Origin of the sequence: Sphingobacterium sp. FBM7-1 (assembly GCF_020687765.1) — a bacterium.
Lineage (GTDB): Bacteria > Bacteroidota > Bacteroidia > Sphingobacteriales > Sphingobacteriaceae > Sphingobacterium.
Window position 1 is genome coordinate 782,293 of the sequence record NZ_JAJEWJ010000001.1, and the last position, 14,958, is coordinate 797,250.

17 protein-coding genes are annotated in these 14,958 nt (G+C 44.3%); 8 read left to right on the forward strand and 9 right to left on the reverse strand.

Annotation, left to right across the window (positions count from 1 at the left end; genetic code table 11):
* Nucleotides 1-79 precede the first annotated feature (79 nt).
* On the forward strand, nucleotides 80-976 hold the full coding sequence (locus LKO28_RS03650) for a sugar phosphate isomerase/epimerase family protein (protein WP_227693336.1): 897 nt from the start codon (nucleotides 80-82) through the stop codon (nucleotides 974-976).
* A 49-nt stretch (nucleotides 977-1,025) separates the two neighbouring features.
* Here the strand turns inward: LKO28_RS03650 and LKO28_RS03655 are convergent, their stop codons facing one another.
* The 5 genes from LKO28_RS03655 to pdxH are packed head-to-tail and all read right to left on the reverse strand — an operon-like array spanning nucleotide 1,026 to nucleotide 6,294.
* Nucleotides 1,026-2,525, reverse strand: coding sequence for a M14 family zinc carboxypeptidase (locus LKO28_RS03655; RefSeq protein ID WP_227693337.1), 1,500 nt, complete (start codon nucleotides 2,523-2,525; stop codon nucleotides 1,026-1,028).
* Between the two features lie 57 nt (nucleotides 2,526-2,582).
* Complete coding sequence (locus LKO28_RS03660) at nucleotides 2,583-3,920, reverse strand: dihydroorotase (protein WP_227693338.1); 1,338 nt, start codon at nucleotides 3,918-3,920, stop codon at nucleotides 2,583-2,585.
* 28 nt (nucleotides 3,921-3,948) lie between these two features.
* Nucleotides 3,949-5,139: an NADH-quinone oxidoreductase subunit D gene (locus LKO28_RS03665; protein WP_227693339.1), complete on the reverse strand. Its 1,191-nt coding sequence runs from the start codon at nucleotides 5,137-5,139 to the stop codon at nucleotides 3,949-3,951.
* 6 nt (nucleotides 5,140-5,145) lie between these two features.
* A complete protein-coding gene (locus LKO28_RS03670) occupies nucleotides 5,146-5,637 on the reverse strand; it encodes an NADH-quinone oxidoreductase subunit C (protein ID WP_227693340.1) in 492 nt (163 codons plus the stop codon).
* A gap of 3 nt (nucleotides 5,638-5,640) precedes the next feature.
* Nucleotides 5,641-6,294, reverse strand: coding sequence for a pyridoxamine 5'-phosphate oxidase (pdxH, locus tag LKO28_RS03675; RefSeq protein WP_227693341.1), 654 nt, complete (start codon nucleotides 6,292-6,294; stop codon nucleotides 5,641-5,643).
* Between the two features lie 141 nt (nucleotides 6,295-6,435).
* On the opposite strand from pdxH, the gene LKO28_RS03680 reads away from it, so the two are divergent.
* The 3 genes from LKO28_RS03680 to LKO28_RS03690 all read left to right on the forward strand — a co-directional run bounded on the left by LKO28_RS03680 (nucleotide 6,436) and on the right by LKO28_RS03690 (nucleotide 8,580).
* Nucleotides 6,436-6,705: a hypothetical protein gene (locus LKO28_RS03680; protein WP_227693342.1), complete on the forward strand. Its 270-nt coding sequence runs from the start codon at nucleotides 6,436-6,438 to the stop codon at nucleotides 6,703-6,705.
* 95 nt (nucleotides 6,706-6,800) lie between these two features.
* Complete coding sequence (locus LKO28_RS03685) at nucleotides 6,801-7,367, forward strand: YqgE/AlgH family protein (RefSeq protein WP_227693343.1); 567 nt, start codon at nucleotides 6,801-6,803, stop codon at nucleotides 7,365-7,367.
* Nucleotides 7,368-7,476: 109 nt separating this feature from the next.
* A complete protein-coding gene (locus LKO28_RS03690) occupies nucleotides 7,477-8,580 on the forward strand; it encodes a mechanosensitive ion channel family protein (protein ID WP_227693344.1) in 1,104 nt (367 codons plus the stop codon).
* Between the two features lie 24 nt (nucleotides 8,581-8,604).
* Here the strand turns inward: LKO28_RS03690 and LKO28_RS03695 are convergent, their stop codons facing one another.
* Both LKO28_RS03695 and fucP read right to left on the reverse strand, forming a co-directional pair.
* Nucleotides 8,605-9,249: an NAD(P)H-binding protein gene (locus tag LKO28_RS03695; protein ID WP_227693345.1), complete on the reverse strand. Its 645-nt coding sequence runs from the start codon at nucleotides 9,247-9,249 to the stop codon at nucleotides 8,605-8,607.
* A 43-nt stretch (nucleotides 9,250-9,292) separates the two neighbouring features.
* Complete coding sequence (gene fucP, locus LKO28_RS03700; RefSeq protein ID WP_227693346.1) at nucleotides 9,293-10,546, reverse strand: L-fucose:H+ symporter permease; 1,254 nt, start codon at nucleotides 10,544-10,546, stop codon at nucleotides 9,293-9,295.
* A 293-nt stretch (nucleotides 10,547-10,839) separates the two neighbouring features.
* Here fucP and LKO28_RS03705 point away from each other — a divergent pair, with 293 nt between their 5' ends.
* On the forward strand, nucleotides 10,840-11,079 hold the full coding sequence (locus LKO28_RS03705) for a DUF1456 family protein (protein ID WP_227693347.1): 240 nt from the start codon (nucleotides 10,840-10,842) through the stop codon (nucleotides 11,077-11,079).
* Nucleotides 11,080-11,086: 7 nt separating this feature from the next.
* On the opposite strand, the gene LKO28_RS03710 is transcribed toward LKO28_RS03705, so the two are convergent.
* Nucleotides 11,087-12,151 (reverse strand): NADH:flavin oxidoreductase/NADH oxidase, encoded by a 1,065-nt coding sequence (locus LKO28_RS03710; protein ID WP_227693348.1) that lies wholly within the window; start codon nucleotides 12,149-12,151, stop codon nucleotides 11,087-11,089.
* Nucleotides 12,152-12,295: 144 nt separating this feature from the next.
* Between LKO28_RS03710 and LKO28_RS03715 the strand changes: the two genes are divergently transcribed.
* Entirely contained in the window at nucleotides 12,296-13,363 is a 1,068-nt protein-coding gene (locus LKO28_RS03715; RefSeq protein WP_227693349.1) for an endonuclease/exonuclease/phosphatase family protein, read from the forward strand.
* A gap of 84 nt (nucleotides 13,364-13,447) precedes the next feature.
* On the opposite strand, the gene LKO28_RS03720 is transcribed toward LKO28_RS03715, so the two are convergent.
* Entirely contained in the window at nucleotides 13,448-13,921 is a 474-nt protein-coding gene (locus LKO28_RS03720) for a hypothetical protein (RefSeq protein WP_227693350.1), read from the reverse strand.
* A gap of 87 nt (nucleotides 13,922-14,008) precedes the next feature.
* Between LKO28_RS03720 and LKO28_RS03725 the strand changes: the two genes are divergently transcribed.
* A complete protein-coding gene (locus LKO28_RS03725; protein ID WP_227693351.1) occupies nucleotides 14,009-14,287 on the forward strand; it encodes a hypothetical protein in 279 nt (92 codons plus the stop codon).
* Between the two features lie 35 nt (nucleotides 14,288-14,322).
* A complete protein-coding gene (locus LKO28_RS03730) occupies nucleotides 14,323-14,958 on the forward strand; it encodes a pectinesterase family protein (protein WP_227693352.1) in 636 nt (211 codons plus the stop codon).

Genomic DNA, 14,958 nt, shown 5'->3' on the forward strand with positions numbered 1-14,958 from the left:
TCCTACACATAAGATAAGGGGAAATACACGTTTCCCCTTATTTTTTTGTTACTTTGGTTTCTAAACTTATAAAAGGACCATGAAACTAAACACTTTATCCTCGCTCACGTTGTTAGCGGGACTTGCTTTTACCTCTTGTTCGGCCGGAACAACCTCCACCACCACACAAACTGAAAACAGTCTACAGGACACCATTGGACATCCCGAAGAACTTTTAAACTGGAAATTAGGTTCCCAAGCATATACGTTTCGCTTGTTTACTTTTGCCGAAGCATTAGATAAAATTGATAGCGCGGATCTCCGATTTGTAGAGGCTTTCCCCGGTCAGGTAGTAGGCGCAGGAAACGAGGAGCAGTTTACCTATACACTTTCAAAAGAAGGTAGAGATTTAGTTCGAAATCTTTTGACGGAACGCGGTATCACCTTACATGCTTTTGGTGTGGTGAATGGAAAAGATGCAGAAGAATGGGAGCAGATTTTTGCATTTGCCCAAGATATGGGGGTGAAAATCATCAATTGTGAACCTAAAGCAGAACATTTGGATATCGTTTCCGCACTTTGTGAAAAATATGACATCCGGGCAGCCATCCATAATCATCCGGAGCCGAGCCGGTACTGGAAGCCGGAAGTCGTTTTAGAAGCGTTAGAAGGAAGAAGTCCTAAAATGGGGGCCGCTGTCGACGTAGGCCACTGGATGCGTTCGGGATTAGACCCGGTAGCATGCTTAAAAGAATTAGAAGGAAAAATCATTCACGCACACTTTAAAGACCTGAACGCTTTTGGCGATAAAAAAGCGCATGATGTACATTGGGGCACCGGTAAGCTTCCGATCAATGAAGTAATTGCCGAATTAAAAAGACAAAACTTTGATGGAATGCTTTCCGCAGAATACGAATACAATTGGGAAAACAATCAACCGGACGTAGCACAAAGCGTCAAAAATTTGCGGCAATTATTATCTAAGTCCGCCAATTAGGATGGCTCAGGCAGGTAGTCGTCCGCATCCTTCATAGCGACGGCTCACGCTAGTGGATCCAGTTTTTATAAAATTCTACTTGCGGTGGTTGACTTAAATCGATAAGATAGCCGTTGACCACCGCGTATTTTAGTGAAACACCATCCCCTAAAAAGAAATTGCTCGTTCCCGTCAACACAATGGCCGGTGTAGGTACAAATTCATTATGTGCAGAAACTACTAGCGGAAGTTGATGCAAACGATCCTGTCCTCTGGACCCTACTTGTATAGCAATATACCCCTCTTTCAGCAATGCCCAAGCCTTGTTCATACTTACCGCCTCCACCGTGGGAAAGACTTGCGGATATACCTTACCCTGCACAAATCTTAAACCATTGGCATCCAGCTCATCGTAACCGTAAGTTCCTTCAAGATCACCAATATCTTCTACCCAGCCGCGTACGCAATAATCCCTTTCCACCGTCAGTTCAGCACGACGAAGTGCGATATCCGTCTTGAGAGGCACACTATCGGTACCTAGATCCAAATGCCGTATCACCACATCATGCAATTGCGAAGCGTTAAAAGGAATCTTATCGTAAGCTTTATAGTCATATTTCTTGTAGGACCCTTGTGCGATTTCTAAGAGTGCATTTAAGATAATAGCAAAATTAAAGCGTCGGATTTCCTGCTTCTCTGGATCGCCTTTTAAGCCCCCCGATTCAATTAACACCGTGCTTGCACCCCAGGCCTGAAAATTATCACCGAAGCCTCTAGGCGAATAGGTATCATCATACTTGGCTACCGCGTCAGGCACATACTGTTGTAAAAGATCGTTCATCCCCACGATCAGCTGCATCGCTCCCTTACGCACATCATTCACTTCCCGCTCCACATTATAAGCCGGAGCCAGCATCGCTACCGTCACCGGATTTTTTGTACCGGGAACATTGTAGTAAATGCTTTGGTCGTGTAGGTTAAAAGCATAATTCGGCTTAATTTCCTTTCCCATTTGACGCAGCAAAGCGGCTTCCATCGTATGATTGGCCCGAGCATCCCGATTCAAATCGATATACTGTGCATTGCGCCGAATAAAACGCTCCGCCCCATCCGGATTGAGCATCGGAATAAAGTGTATGGTTAAATTATTCTCCAAACAAGCACGGATAGTGTCAAACCCATCCCCTTTACCTTCGAGAAAATTAAAAATATCAAACAAAGCCATCGTTGCCGTAGGCTCATCACCATGCATCTGCGACCAGAGCATAACTTTTTTCTCCCCCTTACCAAATCTTAACTTGTAGATGGCGCGATTTTCAGATGACTTTCCAAGCTCGTTAACCTCCAAGACGCCACTCTCGGCATGCATGCGCACCAAGTCTACCACATCTTGATGCTTAAAACGTCTATTAATTAGCGCATCTTCTCGGTACTTGTTATGTAAGTTATTATAAGCGGTTGTATCCAAGGTGATAGCCTCAGCATAAGCATCAGATTCGCCGATAATCGTATGTTGATTGCAAGATTGCAGACTTGCCCATACACCTAATAGCAATACGGTCCTTATCATCTCGTAACTCCTTTCTGTACCTAATATTCGTCCCTTGCACCCGGCTAACGGTGTTGTTTAGCGATTAAACAACAAGCGGTGCCCGGTATCTACTTCAATAATCTTGCCATCTGAATAAGCGACGTTTCCAGACACCAAAGTATGGATGATAGTAGACGAAAAAGTATGACCTTCGAACGGCGACCAGCCACACTTAGATAGAATATTGTCTTTCGAAACCGTATACGGGCGATCCAAATCAACCAACACCAAGTCAGCCCAATATCCCTCCCGAATGAATCCCCTACCCTCTATCTGAAACAGGTCTGCTGTATTGTGTGCTGTTTTCTGCACCAACTGTTCCAACGTCATTTTTCCTTGTTTCACAAAATCTAACAGTGCCTGTAGCGCATGTTGCACCAACGGACCACCTGAAGGAGCCTGCGCATAAGGTTTCAATTTTTCTTCGAGCGTATGCGGTGCGTGATCCGTTGCTATCACATCGATATGCCCGTCTAACACCCCTTGAAAAACACCTTCCCGATCTTCAGCCGTTTTCACTGCCGGATTCCATTTAATGAAGTTTCCCTTACTTTCATAATCTACATCCGAAAACCACAAATGGTGCACACAGGCCTCGGCTGTAATCTTCTTCTCCCGTAGCGGTATCGAATTATCAAAAAGACTAACTTCCTTCGCCGTCGAAACGTGTAAGATATGCAAACGGGCATTATGTTTTTTTGCTAGCGCAACCGCCTTCGACGACGATAAATAACAAGCCTCCGCTGTCCGTATAAGCGGATGCATTGCAGGCTGAAGCCCCTCTTCGCCGTATTTGTCCTTAAAAATCTGTAAATTTTGTTGCACCGTCGCCTCATCTTCACAATGTACCGCAATCAGTGTCGGTGCCTCCGCGAAAATTTTCTCCAGCGTTGTCTCATTGTCCACCAACATATTACCTGTAGAGGAACCCATAAAAATCTTGATCCCACATACGTCACGCGGATTCGTCTTCAATACTTCCTGCAGATTATCATTGGCCGCCCCCATAAAGAACGAATAGTTTGCCAGTGATTTCTCCGCCGCAATATCATATTTATCCTGCAATAACCGCTGCGTCAAAGTATTCGGAACGGTATTCGGCATTTCCATAAAAGAAGTCGTTCCTCCGGCCACTGCCGCACGGCTTTCATGCCAAATATCCGCTTTGTACGTTAAACCCGGTTCGCGGAAATGCACCTGATCATCGATTAGCCCCGGTAATAGATACAATCCCTTTGCATCGATCGTTTGATCCGCCGGATGATTAATTTCCTCGGCGATCATCTCTATACGCCCATTACTAATGTATACATCGCTCAAAAACGTCTTACCTTCGTTGACAATTTGTGCAGATTTAATAAGAATTGATGACATTTTTTCTTAATAAGAATGTTTTATTGAATTACCTATCGACTTCTCCCAGTACAATATCGATAGAACCTAAAATCGCAATTAAATCAGCTATCAGCTGTCCTTTTCCTAACTCAGGCAATACCGAAAGATTGTTAAAGCTTGGTCCGCGCGCTTTAACACGCCGCGGCACGTCCGTTTTCTCCTGCGTAATAAAATGAAAGCCCAGCTCCCCTTTAGGATTCTCCGCCCGGACATAATATTCCTGCGCTTTCAGGTTAACCTTTTTCGGAACTAAGCCACGAGGATCGAAATCAGGCGTGCGTTTAAAATCTAGCTGAAGCCGCTGCAGACATTGTTCGATAATCTTCACCGATTCTTTCACCTCATCCACCCGCACCTTATATCGGTCCCAACAATCGCCCAGCGTCCCCATTTCGCCTTTCCCTACGGGGATCTCGAAATCCAATTCCGGATAAACGCTATAACCATCCACCCGCCGCAAATCCCATTTGATTCCCGAAGCACGCAGCATCGGGCCACTACAACCATAGTTTATAGCCACATCAGCAGGCAAAGCACCTATATTAGCCGTCCGCGAAATAAATATCTGGTTATTAGAAAGCAGATCATCCAACTCCACCAGTTTCGGTTTAAAGTATTCGACAAATTCCTGACAACGTGCCTCAAACCCGACGGGCAAATCGTAAAACAAACCTCCTACCCATATATAATTATAGAGCATACGCGATCCCGAAGCCCATTCCAGCATATTCATGATATGCTCCCGATCCCGAAAACACCACATAAAAGGCGTAAACGCACCGATGTCAATCCCATATGTACCGATCGCAATCAAATGGGAAGCAATACGGTTAAGTTCACAGACCAGTACTCGAATGTATTCCACGCGCTTAGGCAATTTATCCGCGATCTTCAGCATTCGCTCCACCCCCATTACAAAAGCATGGCTATTGTTCATGGACGAGAGGTAATCTAACCTATCCGTAAACGGAATTGTTTTCCCGTAATTCATAGACTCCGCATGTTTATCAAAACAGCGATGCAAGTAACCCAAATGCGGGATGATATCTTTCACCACCTCACCGTCCGTAATGAGTTCCAGGCGCAGCACTCCATGTGTAGAAGGGTGCTGCGGCCCCATATTAATCACCATTTCCTGGGAGGTTATCGAGGCAATCTTCTTCTTATAATTTTCGAGTCCTTCGGTATAACGCGTCATTTTTCTCTATTTAATAGCTATTCCGTGATAGGTTTCCGCATCCTCATAATCCTTACGCAATGGATACCCTTGCCAATCATCCGGCAATAAGATCCGTCTTAAATCCGGATGACCGGTAAAAAACACCCCCATCAGGTCGAATGCTTCGCGCTCATGCCATTCAGCTGTCCGCCATACGGAAGCCACAGAGGGCACCTCCGGCAAATTATCCGACCGGCGATCGTTCTCCACCTCCACCTTGAGTGTAAGTTGGGTTTGGTAAGGAATAGAAGCCAAGTGATACACCACAGCAAACCGCGCATCAGGGTGGTAATCTACCGCTGAAATATTAGAAAGGAAATCGAAATAATACCCCGCTGTATCACGTAGCAAAAACGCTATCTCTACCAGGCTCTCCGCCTGAAGTACGAGAATCGGTTGCAGGTGTTCCTCCTCTACGCGAACAATAGCTTGCTCACCAATATTTGCAATTATTAAATCTTTTACTTTTGTTATCATGTACTACGGTGCTAATCGTTGTATAATCCATTCTTCTTTCTGAAAGACATATTCAATACGGTCGTGTAGACGACTGCTTCTTCCTTGCCAAAACTCCATGCGTACCGGACGGACCAAATATCCTCCCCAGAACACTGGTCGTTCTATAGTTCCGTCCTCTCCATATGCAGCAAGCAACTCCTCCACCCGTGTCTCCAATATTTTTCGGTCCGCTATCACCTTACTCTGCGGCGACGCTATCGCCCCGATACGGCTACCTCTAGGTCGAGACGCAAAATATTCGTCCGAATCCGCCTGCGTCAGCTTCTCAACATAGCCCACGATACGTACCTGCCGCTGTAGTTCCGGCCAAAAAAACAAAAGACTGACCTTATTGTGTGCAGCGATGTCCTCGCCCTTTTTACTGTGATAGTTCGTGAAAAAACTAAAACCTTCTGGCTTGATATCTTTCAACAGAACCACCCTACTAGAAGGAAAACTATCTTCGCCCACCGTGGACAGCACCATCGCATTGGGTTCGACAACTTCCGCATGACGCGCGTCAGCAAACCAACGTTGAAACTGCTCGATGGGATTGGATAGTACATCTTTCTCATCCAATTTATACTTACAATAATCTTCCCGTATAGCGGCAATATCTTTATGGATAATGGACATGGAATAGTATGTTGATGCGAACACAAACTTAATCAAAAGCGGTGGGATTCACACTTTTTTAACCGCAAAAAAAATAATATCGAGGACATTCAGATTGAAGTTCAGTTTGAACAAGATACCGTTTGGCTTACACAAAAATAGATGGCAGAATTATTCGGTAGAAATAGGGTTACAATTACACAGCATATTGGAAATATTTTTAAAGAGGGTGAATTAGATGAAATAGTGGTATGTAAGGATTTCTTACATACCACTCGACACGGTGCAATACAAGGGAAAACGCAAGACAAAGCAAATAGAATTGCTGTTGTTCTAAATATCAGTAAATCGAAGAACCGACCAAAGGAAGCTCATAAAAATAAACACTTATCGATAATGAAAGCAAATTTTCACCCCAATGCCACTTTATAGGATTACGCGAGTAAATTCCATATCTAGCGGCGTAAATTGTGTTTTATTATAAAATAGCGTATCTTGAAACAGGTTTTAGAAGAAATATCCAGGTTATGTTCAATACCCATACCCCTCAAAAAGGAAGTTTACTACTCTCGGAACCCTTTATGTTAGATAATAACTTCGAGCGGTCGGTTATTTTATTATGCGAGCATGATGCGCAGGAAGGCACAATGGGTGTCGTCGTCAATAACCGCTCCTCGTTGGTCTTATCCGATGTTATACCCGATGTCGAAAATGAGCAATTCCCCCTATATATCGGCGGACCAGTGGGCGTAGAAGCCCTATTTTTCTTACATAAGGTACCGGAGAAGATTGAAGGCGGAGTCGAGTTAGTTGACGGTATTTATTTTGGCGGCGAATTTGAAAAGGCACGCTTTCTCATCAACGACAACCTTATTCAACCCACCGAAATTAAATTTATAATCGGTTACGCCGGTTGGACAGTCGGTCAATTAGAAGGCGAGATAGATCAAAATAGCTGGGCGGTACATAACAAATTTCCGAGCGATCTACTCTTGCTCCAAGACGGTGAAGACTTATGGAAGCAAGCCTTAATCAGCCTAGGCCCTAAGTACGCTCACGTCGCGAACTTCCCAAGAAGCCCCGATCTGAATTAGCGCTTTGCTCCTTCTCGCGCTGGCATGTTTTTCATTTTTCAGCAAACGTTGTCGCCATAGCATCGTTCTATCTATGTAGAAACAAACAATTGCATAGAAAAAAACAAGCATGATGACAGAAGAATTAGCTCGCCTTTCACAAAGTATGCCTGTATGGCTATGGAATATCATCCTCATTTTATTTTCCATCTTCACGGGTATTCTCATCAAAATGATCCTGTTACCCCTTGTACGTAAAGAAGCTATTGCCCAATCCTCCTATTCCTTTTTTCGATCGTTTATTCGCCATTTCAATAAAATACTAGGCCTTTTTATTCCGCTGATCGTTTTTAGCAGCCTTCTTCCCTTTTCCCGGTTTAATCCTGCTACCCTTACGGTGGTAAGTAAGATCGTCGAGATCCTATTAATAGCTTCCTTCGCAATTTTATTAGTACGTACCGTGAGGATGTTTGAAGATTACCTGTATCACCGCTTTGACGTAAACAAAGAAAACAACTTACGAGAACGAAAAATAAGAACCCAGATCGTGTTCATACGTAAACTGATCAATACCATCATTATCATCGTGGCTATTGCCATTGCCCTCCTAAGTTTCGAAAGTATGCAAAAAATCGGCGCAGGTTTACTGACCGGAGTCGGGGTCGGCGGTATCATTATCGGTTTTGCTGCTCAAAAATCGCTCGGAAATCTATTAGCAGGCTTTCAAATTGCCTTTACCCAGCCTCTTCGCATGGACGATGTGCTTATTGTGGAAGGCGAATGGGGCCGTGTAGAAGAAATCAATTTAACCTATGTAGTCGTTAATATCTGGGACAAACGCCGGCTGGTACTACCCATAAACTATTTTATAGAAAAACCTTTCCAAAATTGGACACGAAATACCGCAGAGATTTTAGGTACAGTATTCATTTACGTCGATTTCTCCGTACCTGTACAGCAACTGCGCGATAAACTTACCGAACTGCTGACCGGTCATCCGCTATGGGACGGCCAGGTAAACGTCCTGCAGGTAACTGACTTTAAGGAGCGAACCATGGAGATACGATGCCTGATGAGCTGTCGGAACTCCGGCCACGCTTTCGATCTTCGTTGTTATGTACGGGAACAGATGATTGACTATATAAAACATCAATTTCCAGAGAGCCTGTCTAAAACCCGTGTCTCGCTGGACTCCACTAGCACAGGCCATGTCGACCAACAGCTAAAAATGTAACAAAGCAGCCTGAGCGATCCCCTCCTATTGGGAAATGCGCCAAATCTCGTCGAGCGAAACCACCTTATCTGGCTCCCGAAATGCAAAAAACGATGCCAACATGGCCTTTGCCAGCCTATCCGTTGCGATCGGTGCATAACGTTTGAACAGACCTAACGCATTACTAAATTTCAGTAAATGAATGAATATTTTTTCACCCAATCGATCCGAATTAGGACGCTCGATGCCGCCGGGCTGCACGATCACCAACTGCAGAAAGCCCAACTTCCGTATATTTCGCTCTAGTGTCCCCTTCATTTTATTATAAAAGAACGATGCGTCTTCGTGGGCGCCTACCGCAGAGAGGAGCACAAAACTCTTCACGCCATTTTCTTTGGCCAGTGAAGCAAACGCCAGCTGATAATCATGATCGACCCGCCATTGTGCCTCCTTACTTCCCGCCGCCTTGAGCGTAGTACCCAAACAGGAAAATGCCACATCCCCTTGTATGTAATGCTTATAATCTTCTAAATGCTCAAAATCAACCACCACCTCCGTCAGCCGCTCCCGTTTTCCGAAAAAAGGCTTGCGGAGTAAAACCAGTACTTCTTCAAATCGAGAATCTTCCAGAAGCTGGCTGACTAACTCTCGTCCCGTCGCGCCCGACCCACCAATAACCACTGCTTTCATGATATCTTGATAAATGCTACGTACATACCCAAATATAAGGCTTTTAAATAGCTTTATTCCCCCCAAACTGTACCTTATAAAATTTGGCGCCAAATAAAAATATCACGATATAACAGCCTATCGGCAAGTAATACGCCATTGCAATATCCGTATCTGCTACCAATCCCATGAAAAATGGAAATACGGCAGCACCCGCAACCCCCATAGAGATAAACGAAGAAGCCTGCTGCGTATGTCCGCCAAGATTTTTAAGCCCTAAACTAAAAATTGTTGGAAACATGATACTAAAGAAGAAATTGACGGACAGTAAGGCCGCAAACGAAATCCAACCCCACCCCTGCGCCACAACAAGACACATCAATATATTAGCCAACGCAAATATAGCCAACAACTTATTGGCCGCAATGTACCGCATCAAGAAAGTGCCCACAAAACGCCCCAACAACATCATCCCCATAAAAAGCACTAGATAGCTCCCAGCTTTTTCATCAGAAAAGCCCATTACTTCGTGCCCGTAGTTGATAAAGAATGCCCAAGTTCCCCCTTGTGCCGCGACGTTAAAAAACTGCGCTATCACGGCCCAAACAAAATGTCGGTGCTGGAAGAGTTTCTTCTCCGGAGCTACATCAATATTAACGGCATCCAGATCAACCTCTTCGGCAGCTTTATGCGGATCCATTAAGTTTGGAATTTTTATAAACGAAAAACATACCGCAATCAAAATGATCACGGCACCTATTCCTAGGTAAAGATTTTTAACAGCATCCAAACCTTCCGTTGGCACATTATAACTTCCCCGAAGTAAAAAATACGTACCCAACGCCGGACCAATCATCGAACCTACAGCATTGAATGCCTGTGCAAAATTGACTCTCCTGTCGCTACTTCGCTGATCTCCTAAGGCCGCCATAAAAGGGTGAGCTACTGTTTCCAATGTTGCCAAACCACAGCCTAGAACAAACAACGCAATCCTAAAAAAACTAAATGATTGCGCCTCGGCCGCCGGTATAAAAAGAAACGATCCCGCAGCAAATAAGATAAGACCTAAAAGCACCCCATATTTATAACCAAATTTTTTCATAAACATCCCAGCAGGGATACTCATAATAAAATAAGCACCAAATATAGAGAACTGCACAAGTCCCGAATCCGCTTTCGAGACATTTAAAACCGTTTGAAAATGCTTGTTCAACACGTCGCCCATCGTAATGGCAATGCCCCAAAACATGAATAAAGACGTCACGAACACGAGCGTGAGCATATACTTTTTCTCGGTAAACGATATTTTCGCTTTCATTAATTATTTGTCGGTTTATAGAACGGTTCATTCCGTCGATGATAGTTTTTGGTTGTTTAATGTTCACAATGGTATTCGCGAAAAAAAACGCTTTACAATTATATAAAACGTTTTCGCAAAATCAAACAAGTGTTTAGATCAATTCGTAAAATCCCCCTACCATTCGGCTTGGCGCACGATACATTGCCGGTATTTTACTCCCCCTTCTACCCGGCGGTAAAATTGTCGAATAAAATCCATAGCGCAAGGAGTTCTTGACCTTGCATTTGGTACGATTTCCTTATCTTTACGGCATGAGTAACAATGATATCATGAAAAAGCTCCGCGTAGCTTTAAAATTTACGGACGACGACATCATTAAAGTGTTATCACTCGTGGATTTCCGGATTTCAAAAACGGAGTTGGGCGCAATATTCCGCAAAGACGACCACCCTAATTTTAAGCCCTGCGGCGACCAAATACTCCGAAATTTTCTTAATGGCCTAATTATTTATAAACGCGGCCAACGGCCGGACAATCGCTCGAAGACGTAGATCGACCTTACCACTGTGCCCGTTCATACTGTACCGGCCAGTCTATGTTTACTTTCAATTCATGCGCGGCACGTAGGGGAAAATGCGGATCTCTTAATAATTCGCGGGCAATCATAATCAAATCTGCTTCTCCATTCACTAAAATAGATTCTGCTTGGACGGCATTGGTAATCAATCCCGCCGTGGAAGTCAGAGCACCTGTCTCCCTTTTTACTTTCGCTGCAAACGGCGTCTGGTAGGCCGGTCCGACGGCTATCTTTTGATGCGTGACCAGACCACCGCTTGTTACATCCATAACATCCACACCACGAGCTTTTAAAACCGCTGCCAGCGCAACCGCATCATCTGCAGACCACCCACCGTCCGCCCAATCTGAACCCGGAATTCGTACAAACAAAGGCAATTGTTGCGGCAACACGGTTTGTACCTCTGCGATCACCTCCAACAATAAACGGATTCTATTTTCAAAACTTCCTCCGTATGCATCCGTACGCTGGTTACTCAACGGAGAAAGAAACTGATGCAGTAAGTATCCGTGCGATGCGTGAATTTCAATTACCTCGAAACCCGCCTTAACAGCTCTTTCCGTAGCCGATTTGAAATCGGCAATAACTTTCTCGATACCCGTCTCATCTAAAGCTATCGGATGCGGATAATTATCCGCAAAAGGGATTGCGGTAGGCGCAACCGTCTGCCAACCTCCGTCTTCGGGTTTCACCTCATCACGTCCCTCCCAAGGCACCATGGTACTCGCTTTTCGGCCGGCATGCGCCAATTGAATACCTGGTACTGCCCCGTGCTGTTTTATAAAGGCATTAATCTGTGCCAGTTTAATAATATGCTCATCGTTCCACAATCCCAAATCTGCTGGCGAAATCCTCGCCTCGGGCGAGATCCCCGTCGCTTCTGCCACGATCAGTGCGGCACCACCTACCGCAAAACCACCTAGATGTACCAAATGCCAGTCGTTCGCAAAGCCATCTACAGCCGTATATTGACACATAGGTGAAACAACAATCCGGTTCTTTAACGTAATACCCTTTATCGTGATTGGAGAAAATAATATAGCCATATCGTTATCTAAATCTAATACAAAAAATTCATCGATTTCCCAATATCCCGAAGTTACACACAACCCTATGCTTTACCAAGTCGAAAAAATTCTTATTTTTAAACATCATAAGTTCGACATCATCAAAAAACACCCACATATACTATGGTTACGGCACTCGTTGTTATCGCTATCCTTTTAATTATAGTCAGTGTATTGCCTTTCGTCCAACATCAGCACTGGGTGTTTCGTGTGGCAGAATTTATTAAAATCCAGCTACTTTTTCTACAACTTTTCGTTTTCGGTCTTACACTGATCTACGTGCAGGGGCATCCTTGGCTTTGGGGTGTACAAGCCGTTCAGTTTGCTTTGATCGTATATCACATATACATCCTTATGCGGTATACAAAGTTTTGGAGGCAGCAACATGTCAAAAAAACAAGCGCTAGTTCTGGAAGTGTAAAAATCGTTTCCTGCAATATTTATCAATACAATACCGAATACCAGCGTTTTATTTCACTTATCCGCCGTGAGCATCCGGATATTTTCGTTACCATGGAGAGCAATGCTGATTGGGAGCAAGCTATGCGCTGTTTAGAGAAAGATTATCCATTCCAGGAAAAGGTCACACTCGAAAACACCTATGGCATGCATTTTTACACCAAATTAAAAGTTCATCGTCTCCAAACCCATTATTTCGTGGCAGATGATATCCCAAGCATAGAAGCCGAGCTCGAAACTCGGGACGGCCAACGATTCGCATTCTTCGCTGTGCACCCTCCTCCCCCTAGTCCGACCGAAGAAGAAAATTCTAAAGAAAGAGACGGAGACTTACTTTCCGTGGCCAAAAAAGTCCGAAAGCTTCGTTTACCTGTACTGGTTACAGGTGATTTTAATAATGTAGCTTGGGCAAAATCCTCCATTCTATTTAAGAAAACCAGCGAGCTGATTGATGCACGTATCGGTCGCGGCATATTATCTACCTTTCACGCCAAATATTGGTTTTTTAGGGTACCCTTAGATCTTTTATTCCATAGTACAACCATCTTTATTGACAAACTATTCATTTATCCATCAGTCGGATCCGATCATTTCCCTATAGGTTGCACCTTCCACATCGAACCCCGATCAAAAGAGCAGGAAGAAGACGTCAAACATCTAGAAAACGGCGAGATGCAGGAAGTGAATGAACTTATTGAAGAAGGGAAAGTGGAAGAGAGCGATAATCGATAGTATTAAAACACCTTTACACACTTCGTGGGATGATACCCTGCTAGAAGTGATCACTAATAGCCCGGCGGTGATCACTTTTGCCTGTTAAGTGACCACAATTAGTCTGACAGTGAACACCTTTGCAACGTAAGTGATCACAAATAGTCCAACAGTGAACACATCCGCAGCGTAAGTGATCACAATTAGTCCAGCAGTGAACACACCTGCAGCGTAAGTGATCGCAATTAGTCCAGCAGTGAACACATCTGCAGCGTAAGTGATCACAATTAGTCCAGCAGTGAACACATCTGCAGCGTAAGTGATCACAATTAGTCCAGCAGTGAACACATCTGCAGCATAAGTGATCACAATTAGTCCAGCAGTGAACACATCTGCAGCGTAAGTGATCACAATTAGTCCAGCAGTGAACACATCTGCAGCATAAGTGATCACAATTAGTCCAGCAGTGAACACATCTGCAGCGTAAGTGATCACAATTAGTCCAGCAGTGAACACATCTGCAGCATAAGTGATCACAATTAGTCCAGCAGTGAACACATCTGCAGCATAAGTGATCACTGACAGGAAACTTTCTGACCGATTCTAATCTGTAACAGAATGAGTTAGATATTTGCATCTTCGTTTCCAAATAACAAAACGACCGTTATGATTATAAACAAATCTTTTCAAAATTTCACCCTGTTGGTAATTTTTCAAATTAGTACCACATTCTTCTATACAGCCGCCGGGCAGACTGTCACGACAAACCCAATTTTGATGCAGCCCGCGCATTTGAAAACGGAGGTAAATCCAGACACCCGCTTAATATTAACCTTCCCCGACAACTTTAAGCTGCATAATGAAGGGCAGATAAGAATATACGACGCTACGACCGACCCGATCCGGCACTTTCGGGAGGAAGCCATAGTTTACGGGCGGTATTAGCAGCCGATCATTCGAACAATATTCATATCGCTAATTTGACTTTACGCTCGCTAGGGGAAAAACCGGCACAGGCAGAAGCCCTGCTGATCATTGGGGACAAAAATATCGTTAGTCATGTTAATATAGAAGGATCTGGAGATGCATTACAAGCCACCGGTAGGATTTATGTAACCGATTCAAAAATACAGGGCTTTGGAGATAACGTATTGGGCTATGGTGCTGTATTTTTTAACAGTTGCGATTTCGTATCCACTTACGGTCCCCACCTTTGGGTTAGAAATACACAAGCCAATCACGGCAATGTCTTGCTAAACTGTCAGTTGCGAACGATCGGAGATATTGAAACTACCATCGCCCGGCCGCCTGATAGCAATGGAAAAACTTATCCATTTGTGGAGGCCGTTCTGATCGATTGTAAATTGGACGGCATCACAGCCGAGGGTTGGGGCAAAGTTGCAGACGTAACTGATCACATCCGTTATTGGGAATTTAACAGTTCCACGTTCGACGGAAAGCCCGTGGACCTTAGTAAGCGACACCCTGCTTCCCGCCAATTAGACAGGGAAAAAGACGCAGAATTGATTGCAAACTATCGTCGCCCTGAATTTATTCTGAAAGGCTGGTCACCAAAACTTGAAACCATGTATTTTCAGGCGCCCAACGCGCGGTAA

Bases quoted from the DNA above. Each gene is read 5' to 3' on its own strand.
- LKO28_RS03690 (WP_227693344.1), top strand. From the start codon at position 7,477: ATGATGACAGAAGAATTAGCTCGCCTTTCACAAAGTATGCCTGTATGG.
- LKO28_RS03670 (WP_227693340.1), bottom strand. From the start codon at position 5,637: ATGATAACAAAAGTAAAAGATTTAATAATTGCAAATATTGGTGAGCAA.
- LKO28_RS03685 (WP_227693343.1), top strand. From the start codon at position 6,801: ATGTTCAATACCCATACCCCTCAAAAAGGAAGTTTACTACTCTCGGAA.
- pdxH (WP_227693341.1), bottom strand. From the start codon at position 6,294: ATGTCCATTATCCATAAAGATATTGCCGCTATACGGGAAGATTATTGT.
- LKO28_RS03650 (WP_227693336.1), top strand. From the start codon at position 80: ATGAAACTAAACACTTTATCCTCGCTCACGTTGTTAGCGGGACTTGCT.
- LKO28_RS03705 (WP_227693347.1), top strand. From the start codon at position 10,840: ATGAGTAACAATGATATCATGAAAAAGCTCCGCGTAGCTTTAAAATTT.
- LKO28_RS03715 (WP_227693349.1), top strand. From the start codon at position 12,296: ATGGTTACGGCACTCGTTGTTATCGCTATCCTTTTAATTATAGTCAGT.
- LKO28_RS03710 (WP_227693348.1), bottom strand. From the start codon at position 12,151: ATGGCTATATTATTTTCTCCAATCACGATAAAGGGTATTACGTTAAAG.
- LKO28_RS03660 (WP_227693338.1), bottom strand. From the start codon at position 3,920: ATGTCATCAATTCTTATTAAATCTGCACAAATTGTCAACGAAGGTAAG.
- LKO28_RS03655 (WP_227693337.1), bottom strand. From the start codon at position 2,525: ATGATAAGGACCGTATTGCTATTAGGTGTATGGGCAAGTCTGCAATCT.
- LKO28_RS03695 (WP_227693345.1), bottom strand. From the start codon at position 9,249: ATGAAAGCAGTGGTTATTGGTGGGTCGGGCGCGACGGGACGAGAGTTA.
- LKO28_RS03665 (WP_227693339.1), bottom strand. From the start codon at position 5,139: ATGACGCGTTATACCGAAGGACTCGAAAATTATAAGAAGAAGATTGCC.
- LKO28_RS03680 (WP_227693342.1), top strand. From the start codon at position 6,436: ATGGCAGAATTATTCGGTAGAAATAGGGTTACAATTACACAGCATATT.
- LKO28_RS03725 (WP_227693351.1), top strand. From the start codon at position 14,009: ATGATTATAAACAAATCTTTTCAAAATTTCACCCTGTTGGTAATTTTT.
- fucP (WP_227693346.1), bottom strand. From the start codon at position 10,546: ATGAAAGCGAAAATATCGTTTACCGAGAAAAAGTATATGCTCACGCTC.